Below are 14,833 nucleotides of genomic sequence, written 5' to 3'. Positions count from 1 at the left end.
GCTATTCTACATGGAGTTTTTTGATGCGTCCTCTTGAATTAATTGTTGAAGGATTTACCAGTTTCCGCACTCGTCAAGTGTTAGATTTTACGAGCCTTGATTTGTTTGCGATTACGGGTGCAACGGGGGCAGGAAAAACTTCGCTATTGGATGCGATTACCTTTGCCCTTTATGACAAGGTGGCGAATAAGCCCAATTCCTCTAAAGAATTAGTTAGCCAAGGCGCGAGCCAGCTAAAAGTAGAATTTCGGTTTGAGATGCGCCAAACGGAATATCGGGTATTGCGAACTTGGCGTAATCGCGGCAAAACCGACGAGAAGAAATTCCTATTTGATCAGTTAATTGATGGGGAATGGGAAAGATGCGATCGCGTCCAAAAGGTAGAAGACATCATCGGGATGGACTTTGAGACTTTTACCCGTGTGATCATTTTGCCGCAGGGACAGTTTGATGAATTCCTCAAAGGTGAGGCGGGTAAGCGGCGCGAGATTTTGCGACAGTTGGCAGGATTTCAAATTTTTGAGCAAATGCGGAAAGAGGCAAGCGATCGCACTAGTCGTTTTAAAGCTGAGCGTGAAGGCTTAGATAAAGTCCTTGAAGGAATGCAAGCGCCAACGCAAGCGGAAGTGGAAGCCCAACAACTAGAGTTAGCGAATCTAGAAATTTTAATTCCTGAGTTGGATCTGCAAGCAAAGCAAAGTCAGAAACTTTTGGAAGTGGAAGAAAGACTCTTTGCTCAAATCCAGCAATACCAGCAGCTTTCTCTAAAATTAGCACAATTGCAACAGGACGCATCGCAAATCCAAGTTTTAGAAAATCAATTACGAAATGCTCAGTTAGCAAATTCGATTATGGGAACTTGGACAGTTCTCCAGACTGCGCGTAAGCGAGTAGAAACTGCGATCGCTGATCTTGCAAGCGCTAAGAAACAGCTAGAAATTTCGAGGCTAGATCTCGATCAGCAGCAACAAGCTTATGAACAATCTCGCTCAGAGCAGATCGTCGCCCAAAGTCAGATCGAGTCGCAAGAGCGCAATCTTGCTCGAGCAGAATCTCTCCATACACAGCAACAACAATCGGAATCTGAGTTAAAACGGGCAGAGCAGAATTTGCAAGAGCGATCGCAGGTTCTCCAAAAGGCAAATAAGGCTGTAACTCAAGCAGAATCAGATTTACAAACTATTAACCAAAATCTGCAAAGCTTTGAAACTGCTCTTAAAAATTCGCAATACGATCCCACTAGGCTCGAACAATTGCGTCAAATTGCTGAACCGCTTACACAATGGCAAATTCTACAAGAAAATCTCACTAAGCAACAGCAAAAATCAACCCAGTTCCAAACAGAGATCCAGAAATTCACGCAGCAACTCGAAAAGACACAACAGGCGATCGCTAAGGCTGAAAGTGATTCCCAAACTACGAATAATGCTCTCAGGGAAGCAGAAGCTTCTAATTTACAAGCCCTGCAAACTAGTCACGCTAACGCTTTACGGGCTGAGTTACATGATGGCGATCATTGCCCCGTTTGTAATCATCTCTATAGTTTAGAGGGATTGCCCGAACTTCCTGAATTAGCATTAATTGATACGACAGGATTGATAAAACAGAAGGATGTCACTGAGCGTCAGTTAGCGAAGTTATTACAAGATAAAGCAAAAATCGAGGCTAGTCTCGAAGCTTCACAGCAACAATTGCAAAGTCAAGCTCAGGAAATTGAGGATTTAGAATCACAACTTTCAAAATTGAAAAAACAAATCGATCAAGTTCTCAAGTCTGCTTGGCAAGCGGTCGATATTCTTCGCGATCGCCAAACGCTCGAAGCGCAAGAATCAGCTTATCTCAAGCTCATTGCCGAACAAAAGGAAATTGCGATCGCTGCTCAAAACGCCGAAAATAAACTTAAAACCAGTCAAGAAAGTCTGCAATTAGCCCAAACAGAATTTGATAAATCATCACAGGAAAAAGTCCTCAGAGAATCGCAATTACATGAAATTTCGCAACGGTTGCTAGAAATTACCAATGGCAAGAGTTATGAATCCTTGCGCCAAAGTATTTTGCAAGCAAAGCAGGAACTTAGCGATCGCCTCAAAACCATTGAAACCAGATATCAACAAGCCCGTGAAACCTTTGCTAAGCGGGAGGAATCAGCAAATAAGGCTCAAGAAAATCACGATCTTGCCATTGCTGAGCAATCTCAACAGGAATCTAATTGGCAACAGGAACTCAATTCCATTAACTTCACTGAACTAGAGTTTCTCGCCGCACAAACGTCGCGATCGCAAATGGACGCATGGCAACAACAAATCGAGAACTATCAGCGTCAAGAGCAGGATTTAACGACGCGCTTACAAATGTTTGCGGAAGCGATCGCTGAGCGAACTACTGATGAACAGGCGATCGCAAAATTGCGTGAGGAATCTCAACAAGCCGCAGAATCCTTACAGCTAGCCAGTGAAAATCGCGCCGACCTCAAAGCATGGCTAGAGCAAGCCTACCAAAAACGCCAAGAATCGCAGGAACTTGAAGGACGTAAACTAGCTCTTCAAGCACAAGAGCAAACCTATCACACCCTCGCTCAAGACTTGCAATCCAATCGCTTTCAGGAATATATTCTCGATAGTCTGCAACAGGAACTCGCTCATCGTGCCTCAGTTCTCTTACAACAACTTTCAGAAGATCGCTATATCCTCCAAATAGAAAGTGGTGACTATTGGGTAGCAGACAATTGGAATGGTGGCGAAAAGCGCCGCGTACGCACCCTGTCAGGTGGTGAAACCTTTGCAGCTTCCCTGTCAATGGCACTGGCGCTATCAGAAAAATTATCAATGGGGATCGAACTGGGTAGTCTCTTTCTTGATGAAGGTTTCGGCACGCTCGACAGTGAAACCCTCGAAAGCGTCACCCAAATCCTCGAGTCCTTGCGCCAACAGGATCGCTTAATCGGTGTGATTACCCACATCCAATCCCTAGCCGAGCGATTACCCACCCAAATTCACGTTCGCAAGTCCATCAATGGCTCAGAATTGGTGAGAATCTAACAAAGACTGGAGTTTAGACTAAAAAAGGTAAGAAAGGCAGAGTAAAAGAGATACAAACTGCCTAAAGTAGATGAAAAAGAAAAAGGACATCTACAGCCATGATTATTGATAAATTACAGAACTTTCGTCAACAGGTATATAGATTTTTAGGGAATGGACGAGATGCAATATTTGACTTAATGGATGCAGTATTAACCAGTCCGAGCGTGAAATCATTTGCAGAATTATCGTTATCAGCCTGGACTTTAGACTAAAAAGAAGAAAAGAAAGGCAGGAAGTGCTAGGCACAAATTGCCAAAAGAGCAATGATCAATAAACCAAATTGACATTGACTACTATGATTTTCCAAAAACTACAAGAATTTCGCAAGTCGATATATGAATACCTTGGGACAGGAAAAGATGCAGTATTTGAAATAATGGATGCCGTCCTGACAAGTCCGAGCATTAGCTCGTATGTGAGTCTATCAATGAATCCATTATTTCGGCGAAAATGGTCAAGTATTTATGAGGGACTGCGGGATAGTCGACCAGTCAGAGCAAAGTTGATGAAACTGATGGTGCAAGAGTTGCCCACGGAAGAGCAACCTTTGTTAGCAGGAGATAATAGCGTATGGTTGCGACCAGATGCAGAAACGCTGAAGGAAAGAGGATTCCATCATGGCAAAGACGAAAGTATCGACGTAGGACAAAGCTACAGCACCTTGGCGTGGATTCCCGAAGCAAGTGGGAGTTGGGCACTACCGATAAAACATGAGCGGATCAGCAGTTTCGAGACTCCTGTGAGTAAAGCAGCCTTCCAACTCAAACAAGTCACAGAGCAGTTAAGCGTACGTTCACTAGCTGTCTATGACCGAGGATATGGGAATGCTAGTTTTGTCAAAGCAACAGCGAATATTGAGGCAGATCTATTGCTGCGTTTGGCATCTAATCGCTGTGTTTGGGGAGTTCCGCCAGTCTATAGTGGGAGAGTGTAAAGTGAAGTGTGTAAAGTCTGGGATATATACAGAGAGATGATCTAGACACACAATTACCAACACTAAAACTGATGAATATACGCAAAGAATTGCTCGACGAATTGCTGCAAGAATGTAAAACACCACCTGACCTATTCGGAGAAGGAGGCATTCTGAAACAACTGACAACCGCGTTAGTGGAGCGAGCATTGGAAGCAGAACTATCCATGCATCTGGGCTACGGAAAACATGAACCAAGACCAGAAGGACAAACCAACAGTCGCAATGGCTATAGCCAGAAAAAAGTGCAAGGTGACTTTGGCGTAGCCGAAATCGCAGTCCCCCGAGATCGGCAAGGGGAGTTTGAACCGCAGATGGTGAAGAAAGGACAAAGTCGCTTGTCAGGACTAGATGAAAAGATCATTGCTCTCTACGCACGAGGTATGAGTGTCAGGGATATTCAAGCCCAGTTGCAAGAAATGTATGGTGTTGAAGTATCACCAACACTTATTTCCAATGTTACAGATGCAGTAATTGACGAGGTGAAGCAATGGCAAAACCGTCCCCTTGAAGCAGTCTATCCAATCGTCTTTCTGGACTGTCTAGTCATCAAAGTCCGAGACAATGGCAGAGTGATTAACAAATCCTTGTACTTTGCCTTGGGCGTGAATATGGACGGGTACAAGGAATTACTGGGTATGTGGATTTCTCCGAATGAAGGTGCGAAATTCTGGTTGTCAGTACTCACCGAAATTCACAACCGTGGGGTCAAAGATATTTTGATTGCATGTGTCGATGGCTTGACTGGTTTCCCTAATGCGATTGAGACGGTATTTCCTAAAACTCAGGTGCAGTTATGCATTGTCCACATGGTCAGAAACTCGGTCGCTTTTGTACCTTGGCAACAACGCAAGCAAGTTTGTGCTGACCTCAAGGCTATTTATAGCGCGGCGACGGAATCGGAGGCTGAGTTTAATCTCGAACTCTTTGCTGAAAAGTGGGACAAGCAATATCCATCAATCTCCAAGTCTTGGCGCAGTCATTGGGCAAACATTATCCCCTTCTTTGCTTTCCCGACCGAGATTCGCAGGGCGATTTATACCACCAATGCGATTGAGTCGATGAACAGTAGTTTGCGGAAGGTGATTAAATCCCAACAGATTTTTCCCTCTGATGATGCTGCTTTCAAGCTCGTTTATTTAGCAATGCGGAATATCTCGAAGAAGTGGACGATGCCGATTCGTGATTGGAAACCTGCTCTTAATCGCTTTGCCATCCTCTTCGAGGATCGTCTCCACGTCTAGCTTCTAGACTTTACACATTTTACTTGACAGTCTCATAGCCTAATTTGTCTGATGCCAAGTGTGTATCAAAAAGCAAGTCTGAATGCAATATTAGGGCTATTTCTGGAAGCGCAAGGGCATCCCTATCCAGAACATACACAGGTAAAATCAGCGAGTGCATTAAGCCGATTTCTCAATCACTATAACTGGTCAACAAGAGGACTAATTCGAGCAACAAGGCTGTCAATTTTGGGGCAAATCGCCAAGCATCGCCCATCGAAGAGAGTGCCATTAAAGATACTGATAGACCTGACCACCTTAGAAAAAAGCGGCAAGTTTTTACATTTGAGCAATCCCACCCCAAACGAACCAGACCCATGGGTGAGAATCCTCAACGGAAAGCGAGGACTACATCTGGTTGTACTGTATCTGGTCTATGGAGAGTGGCGCGTACCATGGAGTTTTAGAGTATGGCGCGGCAAAGGATACTCCAGTCCCTCTGACTTAGCTTGTAAGTTATTGGGGACAGTACCCAAGCAACTAACCCAAGGCAAGACTGTGATTGTCCTTGCTGATACTGAGTTTAGTACGGTGAAGTTTTTCAATGCTGTCCGCGCCAAGTCTTGGCGCATCGTTGTCGGTGTCCGCAACAATCGTAAACTTCAAGATGGACGTACCGTCAAACAACTTTATCCCCATGGCAAACGTGGACAACTAATTTTACTGGAAGGGCTAAGTACGCCTTTGACGATCTCTTGGTTCTGGCTCAAAAGAGCCGATAGTAAACGGGAGTTACGCTTTGTGGTCTCTTCTCATCCTTATTCTGGCGCTTATCTGGTGATGTTAGGTCGTAAGCGTTGGGCGATTGAGGGATTCTTCAAAACCATCAAACATCGCTTTGGTTTGCATTGTTTTGGGCAATCTACAAAACTTGGCGTTTATCGTTGGCTTATCCTCTCTCTGCTTTCTTATCTTTTGGCTCATTGGATTGATCAATGGTCGTTTCCTCCCATCTTGGACTGGAAAGCTACCTGTGATTTAACCCTTTCTGTTTTATTCCCTTCTGTCCTTTGGTTGAAACTTCTCAGGTATCTTCAAATTAGTGCCGATATTGCTGCTCGTCATGGCTTTGAAATTATTCTCAAACCCATTCCCACTTGACTCTTTCACGAATGCTGCAAGATCTCAGATAAACTAATTATGAAAAAGTAGCGATCGCTTCATTACCCATTTGACACATACTTTTGCATAACTATCCATAGCCTCCCCCCGCAGGAGTTTCAATTACAAAAGTATCTCCAGACTCCATTTGGACTGTCGCCGTACTGGTTAAATCGGTAATCGTGCCATCATTCCTAACTACATAATTGCGTCCAGTTGCACCCGCTTCGCCACCATTTAAGCCAAAGGGAGGAATCACGCGACTACTCGACAAAATCGCCGCAGTCATCGGTTCTAGAAACTTGATCCGCCTCGTCACACCATTACCGCCTCTGTGTTTGCCCTTCCCGCCACTATTTGCCCTGATGGAGAACTCTTCCAAAAGAACAGGAAATCGCCATTCCAGAATCTCAGGATCGGTGAGTCGCGAATTGGTCATGTGCGTTTGAATCGCATCAGTACCATCAAAATCAATCCCCGCACCCGATCCGCCGCAAATAGTTTCGTAATATTGATAGCGATCGCTACCAAAGGTAAAGTTATTCATCGTCCCCTGTGAGGCTGCCATCACGCCCAATGCACCATACAAAGCATTGGCGATCGCCTGAGAAGTCTCCACATTTCCCGCCACTACCGCCGCAGGATAAACAGGATTAAGCATCGAGCCTTCAGGAACAATAATTTCCAAAGGTTCCAAACATCCCCCATTGAGAGGGATATCATCATCAACGAGAGTACGGAACACATACAAAACAACGGCTTTACACACCGCAAGCGGCGCATTAAAGTTATTTCCTAATTGCGCCGAAGTTCCCGTAAAGTCAATCTTTGCCGTTCTCTCAATGGGATCTAAACTTACGGAAACAACTATTTGACTTCCATTATCAATCGGATAAACAAACCTACGTTCATCTTTTTCCTTGGCAAGATTAGCGATCGCCTTCCGAATAGCATCTTCTGCATTGTCGCGCACAAAACCCATATAGGCTTGCACTATTGTCGCACTATAATGATTCACCATGCGCTTAAGTTCCTTTGCTCCACATTCATTGGCGGCGATCTGGGCTTGTAAATCGGCAATATTTTGAGCAGGATTACGGGCGGGATATGCACTAGAAGTTAATAAAGCGAGGGTTTCCGCTTCGCAAAACTGACCATTTTTTACAAGTTGGAAATTGTCAAAGAGAATTCCTTCTTCTTCGATACTGGTACTATTAGAAGGCATGGAACCGGGGGTAATCCCACCAATATCTGCATGATGTCCGCGCGAAGCAACATAAAAAATCGGCTGTTCGGAATCAATAAATACAGGCGTAATTACCGTGATATCAGGTAAATGGGTTCCTCCGTTATAGGGATTATTTGTTGCAAACACATCACCAAAATGGATATTTTCTGTTCCCTTTTCTTTGATTAAAGCCTTGACGCTTTCACCCATCGATCCAAGATGCACAGGAATATGCGGTGCATTGGCAACTAATTCGCCTTCGCGATCGAAAATCGCACAGGAAAAGTCCAAGCGCTCACGGATATTCACACTTGCACTCGTATTTTGCAGGGTAAACCCCATCTGCTCGGCAATGGATTGAAAGAGATTATTAAAGATTTCTAATTTAATCGGATCGGGAAGAGATCCCCCTAAATCCCACTTAATAAGGGGGACTTCAATTTCTTCTCCTCCAGACATTTGATTTTGATATTGAGGCGATCGCCTCAATATCAAACAATCATCCTCATTTAACTCTGCTTCCCAATTAGGTTCGATCGCATTAGTACCCGTCGCATCAATAATCAATGCTGCCCCTACAATGCGATCGCCTACCCGCAAATCCTCCCGCTGAAATACAGGAGTTTCGCGCCATGCGCCTGCCATATAGACTTGGGCTTTTTGGCTGTTAGATTGGCTATTAGCTTTTGGCTGTTGGCTATTAGCCTTTTTCCTTTTTCCTTTCTCCTTTTTCCTTGAAATGATGGTTTCCACAGCGATCGCTTCAACGATTAGAGCCTTGTCTGCAAAGATGAAGCCATAGCGATCCTTGTGCAAAGCTTCAAAATTAGTTCGCAAATAATCAAAAGTTTCTTGAGAAGAGAAGTTGAGAGGATTCGGAATTATTACAGTTAGCGATGAATCTGTACCTGTGTAACGCAGTCGCAAACTGGTTTCAACCTGCAAATCGCCATCCTCATTACCTTGCAAAATCTCGCTCTTGCCCTCTTCACTAAGATTTTGCGCCATAGTTTCCAGTTCCGCAAGTAGTTCTAAATTTAGCTCTGACTCCACCGAGCGATCGCGAATTGTGCGAATATCCGCTAAACCGATACCATAGGCGGATAGTACCCCTGCGTAGGGATGGATAAATACCTGCGTCATACCTAACACATCCGCGATCGCGCAGGCGTGCTGACCACCCGCACCACCAAAGCAACAGAGGACATATTCCGAGACATCATAGCCGCGCTGCACCGATATTTTCTTAATAGCCATCGCCATTTTTTCGACAGCAATTTCTAGGAATCCTTGGGCGACAACTTCAGGCGTAACCGTTTGACCTGTGGTTTGGCTAATGGTTTGCGCTAATTCCGTAAACTTCTCAACCACAACTTCGCGATCGAGGGGCAAATTCCCATCTTTCCCAAATACTTTCGGAAAGAAATCAGGCTGTAACTTCCCTAACATCACATTGCAATCGGTTACGGCTAAATTACCGCCATTGCGATAACAGGCGGGGCCAGGAAATGCGCCTGCTGATTCAGGTCCTACGCGATACCTTGCGCCATCAAAAAACAGTAACGAGCCGCCACCCGCCGCCACCGTATGGATTGCCATCATCGGTGTACTCAGCCTCACCCCAGCAACTTCTGTAGATAGCGATCGCTCATAACTTCCCGCATAATGCGCCACATCTGTAGAAGTTCCACCCATATCAAAACTAATGATTTTCTCAAAACCTGCTTGCAGACAGGTTTGCACTGCCCCCACAATCCCGCCTGCCGGTCCCGAAAGAATACTATTTTTCCCTTGAAAAGTCTTCGCTTCCGTCAAGCCGCCATTAGACTGCATAAACATTAATTTTGTAGTCGCATTCCCCTCTCCTGCGGGAGAGGGGCTAGGGGTGAGGGTCGCATTCCCCTCTCCCACAGGAGAGGGGCTAGAGGTGAGGGTCTGATTAAGTTCAGCACTAACGAGATCGACATAGCGTTTGAGAATTGGCGATAGATAGGCATCCACAACCGTCGTATCGCCACGACTAACAAACTTAATTAAGGAACTAATTTCATGGGATACAGAAACTTGCGTGAAGCCAATTTGCTCAGCTAATTCGGCTAACCTTTGCTCATGGTGCGGATAGCGATAACTATGCATTAAAGCAATCGCACAAGCCCTAATTCCTAAATCATAAGCTTTTTGTAATTCTTGAATCGCCAAATCCTCATTTAAAGAAATGAGAACTTCCCCATGAGCGCTATAACGTTCTTCTATTTCAATTACCTGCTCATAGAGCATTTCAGGTAACACAATATGGCGAGCAAAAATATTCGGGCGATGCTGATAGCCGATGCGTAAGGCATCGCGGAATCCCTTAGTAATTAATAAAACCGTGCGATCGCCTTTTCGTTCTAACAAAGCATTAGTCGCCACCGTCGTTCCCATTTTAATTGCGGCAATTTGCTCAATAGGAATTGCTTCATTGATCGAAAGTCCTAAAATATCGCGAATTCCTTGAATCGGCGCATCGGTGTAGCGATCGGGATTTTCCGAAAGCAATTTATGCAGCACAATCTCGCCATCGGGACGTTGGGCGACAATATCGGTAAAAGTACCACCGCGATCAATCCAAAACTGCCATTTAGAATTTGTGTTAATTTTGCTAACCTTTTCCGAATCAGAACTCATGGCAAATGATGTTATTGGCAACTGCTATATATTTTTGATGATAGGCGATCGCCGCGAAAGTTATATCCAATAGCAGCAAATCACTATACAATCCTAATTAATCAAACTATTAACTTAAGCCAAAATCAACCAAAATGACTACCCATTTTATTACTGCGGAAATTGAGATTAATGAGAAGCAAGAAGCGATCGCTAAAACCGTTGAACAGGAGCTAGCCAAACATGGAGAACCATTGCGTTGGGCGATCACTGCCGTAGAAGGCAAAGTTGATACAGACACAAATGTTAAAACTCAAACTGCTCATATTGAAGCAGTCGTAACTCGTAAATAGCAGAAGAATTTAGAAGCGGCGCTTTGCACCGCTTCTAGTTACCAGTTATTATGCTGATGAGTCAGATAAAAGGGAACGGTAAACTTCTACGACGGCATCTTTAATCGTTTTCGTGAGATTTTCTGACTGTAAAGCTAGCAATATCTCGCTACATTTTCTTTGAGATTCCGTTAATTCTTGAATTTGTTCCTGAAGTATTTCGACTTCATCTAGCTTCTGCTGTAGCGATTCTGTCAATTCTTGGACTCTTCGCTGCAAATAGCTAACTTTATCTTGAGGTTGCTCATGGTGAATATCTTCTAAGACATCTTCTAAAGTTAAAGATTCGACATCAACATCATCAAATCCATCGAATTCTTGGAAATCATCTATTTGCACAAAATCATGGGAATATTGCGCAGAACTATTTTGCCTCTGCCTCTCCAGTTTTTGCATTGCGAGATTAATAGCTTGATTAATAGAAGTTTGACTACTTTTAAAATTAACCCTATCAAGGATTTCATTGTCTTCATCATCGGGAATATTAAAGCTACTCGACACTGCGATTTCCTCAGAGCCAGTCTCTGTCTGTGTCGGTATCTCTTCTAGATCTGGAGATAGCTCTACTCTTTTGGCAATAAATTCTTCTTGATCGTTATCACCAAATGGCTGGCTTGGATATTGGGAACCGATAGAAAACAATTTAGAGAAGGCAGGTGATCTCAATCGCAATTGCCAATATTGCAAGCATTGGCTTAAAACTTGGGACATTTTAAAGAGAAAGTCAGCTTCATGGGATTTCCATATTCTTGAACGATCGCATTGTTGGACAAAAGCTAATCCCCAGATTTGATTAATTGATGTGGCTTCATCCAATAAGATTGGCGCTGACATCATAGAGTTAACCTGTGTACTTTGCCAATAATTATGGATAGTCAAAGTCTCAGTTACTTGAGAAAGATCTGACAAAATCACAGGGCGATCGCAAGGATAGTTGTTGGGGCAAGCTATTCCAAAATAATTAATTGGATATACTTGATTTCTAATGCTCTGATAATTTTGAGAAACAGCTTCTACAAGCACTTTGCCCTGATTATGGTCAATAAACTGGTAAATAGCAGCTCGATTGACAGCGAGATTTTCCCCCAAACTAGTTAAGAATATTTTTAATAGCTCTTCAGGGTTAGTACTTGAGAACATTGCATTGGCAATTAATTCAACCCCTATTACTTCACTAGAATCCCAAGATGATAAAACTTCGTTCATAAGTTACAAAGTATGAGCGATCGCCATAATATCCCGATTTTTAAACAGGTCTATGGATGATGCCACCCCAAAATCGGTTTTGATATGAGAATTGCTGACATAATTAAGTTTAACCTGTTGATTTACCAGAGAAAAGCTAGAAATTGTCTTCTTTCCCGTAAATTGCTAATTTTTATTGATTATTTTTGTTGATTATCCTTTGCTGAGTTTGGGTGTCGAGTTTTATGAGTACAGGTCGGTTAATCATCCAGTTAGGCATCGCCGCCTATATCTTATTCACTTTACTACCCGATAGCAGTACACAAATGGTGGGATTTCCCTTTGTACTGCTGTGGCAAGTGGGATTACTATGCTTTGCGATCGCAGGTTTGCTTAATCTCTGGCGCAAGGATAAACCCTTTTATTTATTAGGTAGCAGCTTTGACTGGGTAGTTGGTTCTGGCTTTGTCACCCTCTGCTTATCCACAATGTTTTCGCAATTTCCCAATCAGGGGATGTGGTATAGCTTGACTGCCTTTGGGTATTTGATTGCGCTATATGTAACTAATAATTTTCTGCATGTAACTGACAATATAGGACATAACTCCACATCATCAAATAACTCTAGGGATTCGGGAGTCTTATCAATTCTCAGATTTCAAGGTTTGCTGGGAATAGCTGTAATTATTGAAAGCTTATTTCTATGGACAACGCAAACATGGCTGCCACAGCTAGCGCAATTAGCCAAGCTAAATCAATGGGGACTCAATCTTAATTACGACTTTTCGGATTTGATGTCTCGCAATTGGGCCCCGATGGGGCATCAAAATTATGTGGCAGGATTTTTGATGTTAGTGTTGCCACTTTTTGGAAGTTTAGCGATCGCCCAAAAGGGGATGTGGCGATCAATCTGGCTATTAGGCATTGGGCTAGGGCTAATTGATTTATATACCACCAGTTCACGGGGCGGATTTTTGGGATTGGGAGCCATAGTTTTATATGCAATTATCGTGGCACTATTTCGTAGCAACGTTAGTCGCTGGTTAGTCATTTTTGGCGGGACAGGGGCGATCACCATATTCGGATTACTAATAGCGGCAAATAATCGCTTGCGATCTTTGATATCAGGATTGCTCACTAGTTTTGCAAATCCGACCCAAGGCTCTGGGGAATTACTGTTTAGAACCATTGCTGCCGATGTGGGTTGGCGCATGGGCTTAGATCATTGGCTATTTGGGGCAGGGGCAGGCTCGGCAATTATGCTCTATCAGCAATATCGTCCCCAATGGGCAGGGCGCGAAGCGGAGATTTTATTCCAATTGCACAGCACACCTGTGCATCTCTGGGCAGAACTAGGGATTGGTGCTGTGATTACCTTTGTCGTTTTATTAGTAGCGATCGCATCTCTTTTTATCAAATTGCATCGCTCTCGCAGTTGGCAGGCTCATCCGCAGGATCAAGCGATCGCCTATGGACTATTTGGTAGTTTGCTGGGCTATGGCATGTTGGCAATTACGGACTATCAGCTTGATGTCCCTGCAATTAGTGGCAGTTTAGTGATTATCTTTGCGGCTTTAGCTTATTTAGGACAGTTACATACAGGCGAACTCATTACCCTTGGCTATTACAAACAGCCCCGTCTGTGGTTAGCAATGATTACCACAGTTTATCTTGTTGCGGCGATCGCTTGGTTAGTACCTGTGAATACGGCTTGGCAAGCATCAAGTGTAGGGTTTATCTATTTATCAAGGGCAAAGGTAGATTTAGCCAATGCAAAACAGGAATTTCTACCTGAAGCGATCGCCGCCGTTGATAAATTTCAAGATCGCCTCAAACTTGCCAATCAACTTGCCCCTTGGGAGCCTTACTATCCCTATCAATTGGGTTGGAACTTAGCTGACCTTGCCCTTACCTACAGCAATTTACCGCAGGCGCAAACTTGGCAAAAAGAGGGATTGGCATGGATCAAAACCGCGATCGCCACTAACCCTAATAACGAAGCAGCTTACAATGCGGCGGCATGGCTCAGTCTTCAGCAAACTTCAAGTAGCGCCGCGCCAGAAGCAGAGACTTATTTCCGACGCGCTTTAGAGCTACTTCCTCTAAAAAAATCGCTCTATTTTGGTTTAGGGGTGAGTTTATTGCGTCAGGGCAAGACGGCTGAAGCGATTAAGGCGATTACTACGGAAGTAGTTAATGATCCGATTTTTATTACTAGCCCAATGTGGTCAGATGATACCTTTCAAGCGCTATATCCGCAGATCGTGGCAAGTGTGGAGCGCCAATATAGCAGTAATCCCAGTCAGGCCTTGCATCTTGCCGCTTTAAGATGGTGGACAGGACAGCCGAATGCCATAACCGAACTCAAACAAACGGGAAATCCTATGGCATTACTGCTCGCTAAGGCGATCGCTAATGATGTGGACGGATTAACATCAGTGAAACAAAATCCACAAACACCTTTAGAAATGGTAGTTTCGGCTTGGCTCAATCCCAACTTGCGCGATAAATTACTAGAAAGAGCCTATGTATTTGCTTCTAGCAGTTTGCCCGATGAGCGTTCTGTTGCCATAGTTAAAGCTATGAGCGATCGCATGAACCAAGCCACGAATTTCGATGCTTGGTTACGTCAGCCTTTACCTGCCAATAGTCCTCTGATCATTAACTATCGACGCGCCAGATTAGGCTTTAATGTGGTCAGTCGGCATGTGGATGGAGTGGTTCCCCTTGACTTTTTCAATGTCAGCGATCGCGCCGAAATATCTTTCTTTTTAAAAGATCTATTTTTATGAAAAGCTGTGACGCTCGCTGCGCGAGCGTCACAGCTTTTTGGTTTAAGTCCAGTGCAAAATGCTGACCATTTTATAAAGGCGTTAATATACTTGACACACTGCGCAGATTTTTACCCCCCTCAGTCCCCCCTTGAAAGGGGGGAAGTCTAAGTT

The 14,833-nt window shown here is 43.9% G+C and carries 8 protein-coding genes; 6 read left to right on the top strand and 2 right to left on the bottom strand.

All coding sequences use genetic code 11. From position 1 onward, the window contains the following. Positions 1-23 precede the first annotated feature (23 nt). The 4 genes from NMG48_RS00845 to NMG48_RS00830 all read left to right on the top strand — a co-directional run bounded on the left by NMG48_RS00845 (position 24) and on the right by NMG48_RS00830 (position 6,437). Positions 24-3,038 (top strand): SbcC/MukB-like Walker B domain-containing protein, encoded by a 3,015-nt coding sequence (locus tag NMG48_RS00845; RefSeq protein WP_271253588.1) that lies wholly within the window; start codon positions 24-26, stop codon positions 3,036-3,038. A gap of 337 nt (positions 3,039-3,375) precedes the next feature. Next, positions 3,376-4,014 carry a transposase gene (locus tag NMG48_RS00840; protein ID WP_271255304.1) on the top strand — a complete coding sequence of 213 codons (639 nt, stop codon included), beginning with the start codon at positions 3,376-3,378 and terminating at the stop codon, positions 4,012-4,014. Positions 4,015-4,085: 71 nt separating this feature from the next. After that, a complete protein-coding gene (locus NMG48_RS00835) occupies positions 4,086-5,297 on the top strand; it encodes an IS256 family transposase (protein ID WP_271251719.1) in 1,212 nt (403 codons plus the stop codon). Positions 5,298-5,348: 51 nt separating this feature from the next. Further along, complete coding sequence (locus NMG48_RS00830) at positions 5,349-6,437, top strand: transposase (protein WP_271253587.1); 1,089 nt, start codon at positions 5,349-5,351, stop codon at positions 6,435-6,437. A gap of 91 nt (positions 6,438-6,528) precedes the next feature. Here NMG48_RS00830 and NMG48_RS00825 read toward each other — a convergent pair whose 3' ends face one another. Beyond that, on the bottom strand, positions 6,529-10,332 hold the full coding sequence (locus NMG48_RS00825) for a hydantoinase B/oxoprolinase family protein (protein WP_271253586.1): 3,804 nt from the start codon (positions 10,330-10,332) through the stop codon (positions 6,529-6,531). A gap of 134 nt (positions 10,333-10,466) precedes the next feature. Here NMG48_RS00825 and NMG48_RS00820 point away from each other — a divergent pair, with 134 nt between their 5' ends. Then, positions 10,467-10,664, top strand: a complete 198-nt coding sequence (locus NMG48_RS00820; RefSeq protein WP_271253585.1) for a hypothetical protein — start codon at positions 10,467-10,469, stop codon at positions 10,662-10,664. Positions 10,665-10,712: 48 nt separating this feature from the next. Here NMG48_RS00820 and NMG48_RS00815 read toward each other — a convergent pair whose 3' ends face one another. Further along, entirely contained in the window at positions 10,713-11,909 is a 1,197-nt protein-coding gene (locus NMG48_RS00815) for a GAF domain-containing protein (RefSeq protein WP_271253584.1), read from the bottom strand. A gap of 224 nt (positions 11,910-12,133) precedes the next feature. On the opposite strand from NMG48_RS00815, the gene NMG48_RS00810 reads away from it, so the two are divergent. Beyond that, entirely contained in the window at positions 12,134-14,680 is a 2,547-nt protein-coding gene (locus tag NMG48_RS00810; protein ID WP_271253583.1) for an O-antigen ligase family protein, read from the top strand. Positions 14,681-14,833: the final 153 nt, after the last annotated feature.

It is taken from the genome of Pseudanabaena sp. Chao 1811 (assembly GCF_027942295.1).
Lineage (GTDB): Bacteria > Cyanobacteriota > Cyanobacteriia > Pseudanabaenales > Pseudanabaenaceae > Pseudanabaena.
Note: the sequence above shows the minus strand (reverse complement) of the source record. Positions and strands in the feature narration are given on the sequence as shown.

What these genes read in the sequence shown, in the direction of transcription:
- NMG48_RS00845 (WP_271253588.1), top strand. Translation starts at nt 24, where the DNA reads ATGCGTCCTCTTGAATTAATTGTTGAAGGATTTACCAGTTTCCGCACT.
- NMG48_RS00840 (WP_271255304.1), top strand. Translation starts at nt 3,376, where the DNA reads ATGATTTTCCAAAAACTACAAGAATTTCGCAAGTCGATATATGAATAC.
- NMG48_RS00835 (WP_271251719.1), top strand. Translation starts at nt 4,086, where the DNA reads ATGAATATACGCAAAGAATTGCTCGACGAATTGCTGCAAGAATGTAAA.
- NMG48_RS00830 (WP_271253587.1), top strand. Translation starts at nt 5,349, where the DNA reads ATGCCAAGTGTGTATCAAAAAGCAAGTCTGAATGCAATATTAGGGCTA.
- NMG48_RS00825 (WP_271253586.1), bottom strand. Translation starts at nt 10,332, where the DNA reads ATGAGTTCTGATTCGGAAAAGGTTAGCAAAATTAACACAAATTCTAAA.
- NMG48_RS00820 (WP_271253585.1), top strand. Translation starts at nt 10,467, where the DNA reads ATGACTACCCATTTTATTACTGCGGAAATTGAGATTAATGAGAAGCAA.
- NMG48_RS00815 (WP_271253584.1), bottom strand. Translation starts at nt 11,909, where the DNA reads ATGAACGAAGTTTTATCATCTTGGGATTCTAGTGAAGTAATAGGGGTT.
- NMG48_RS00810 (WP_271253583.1), top strand. Translation starts at nt 12,134, where the DNA reads ATGAGTACAGGTCGGTTAATCATCCAGTTAGGCATCGCCGCCTATATC.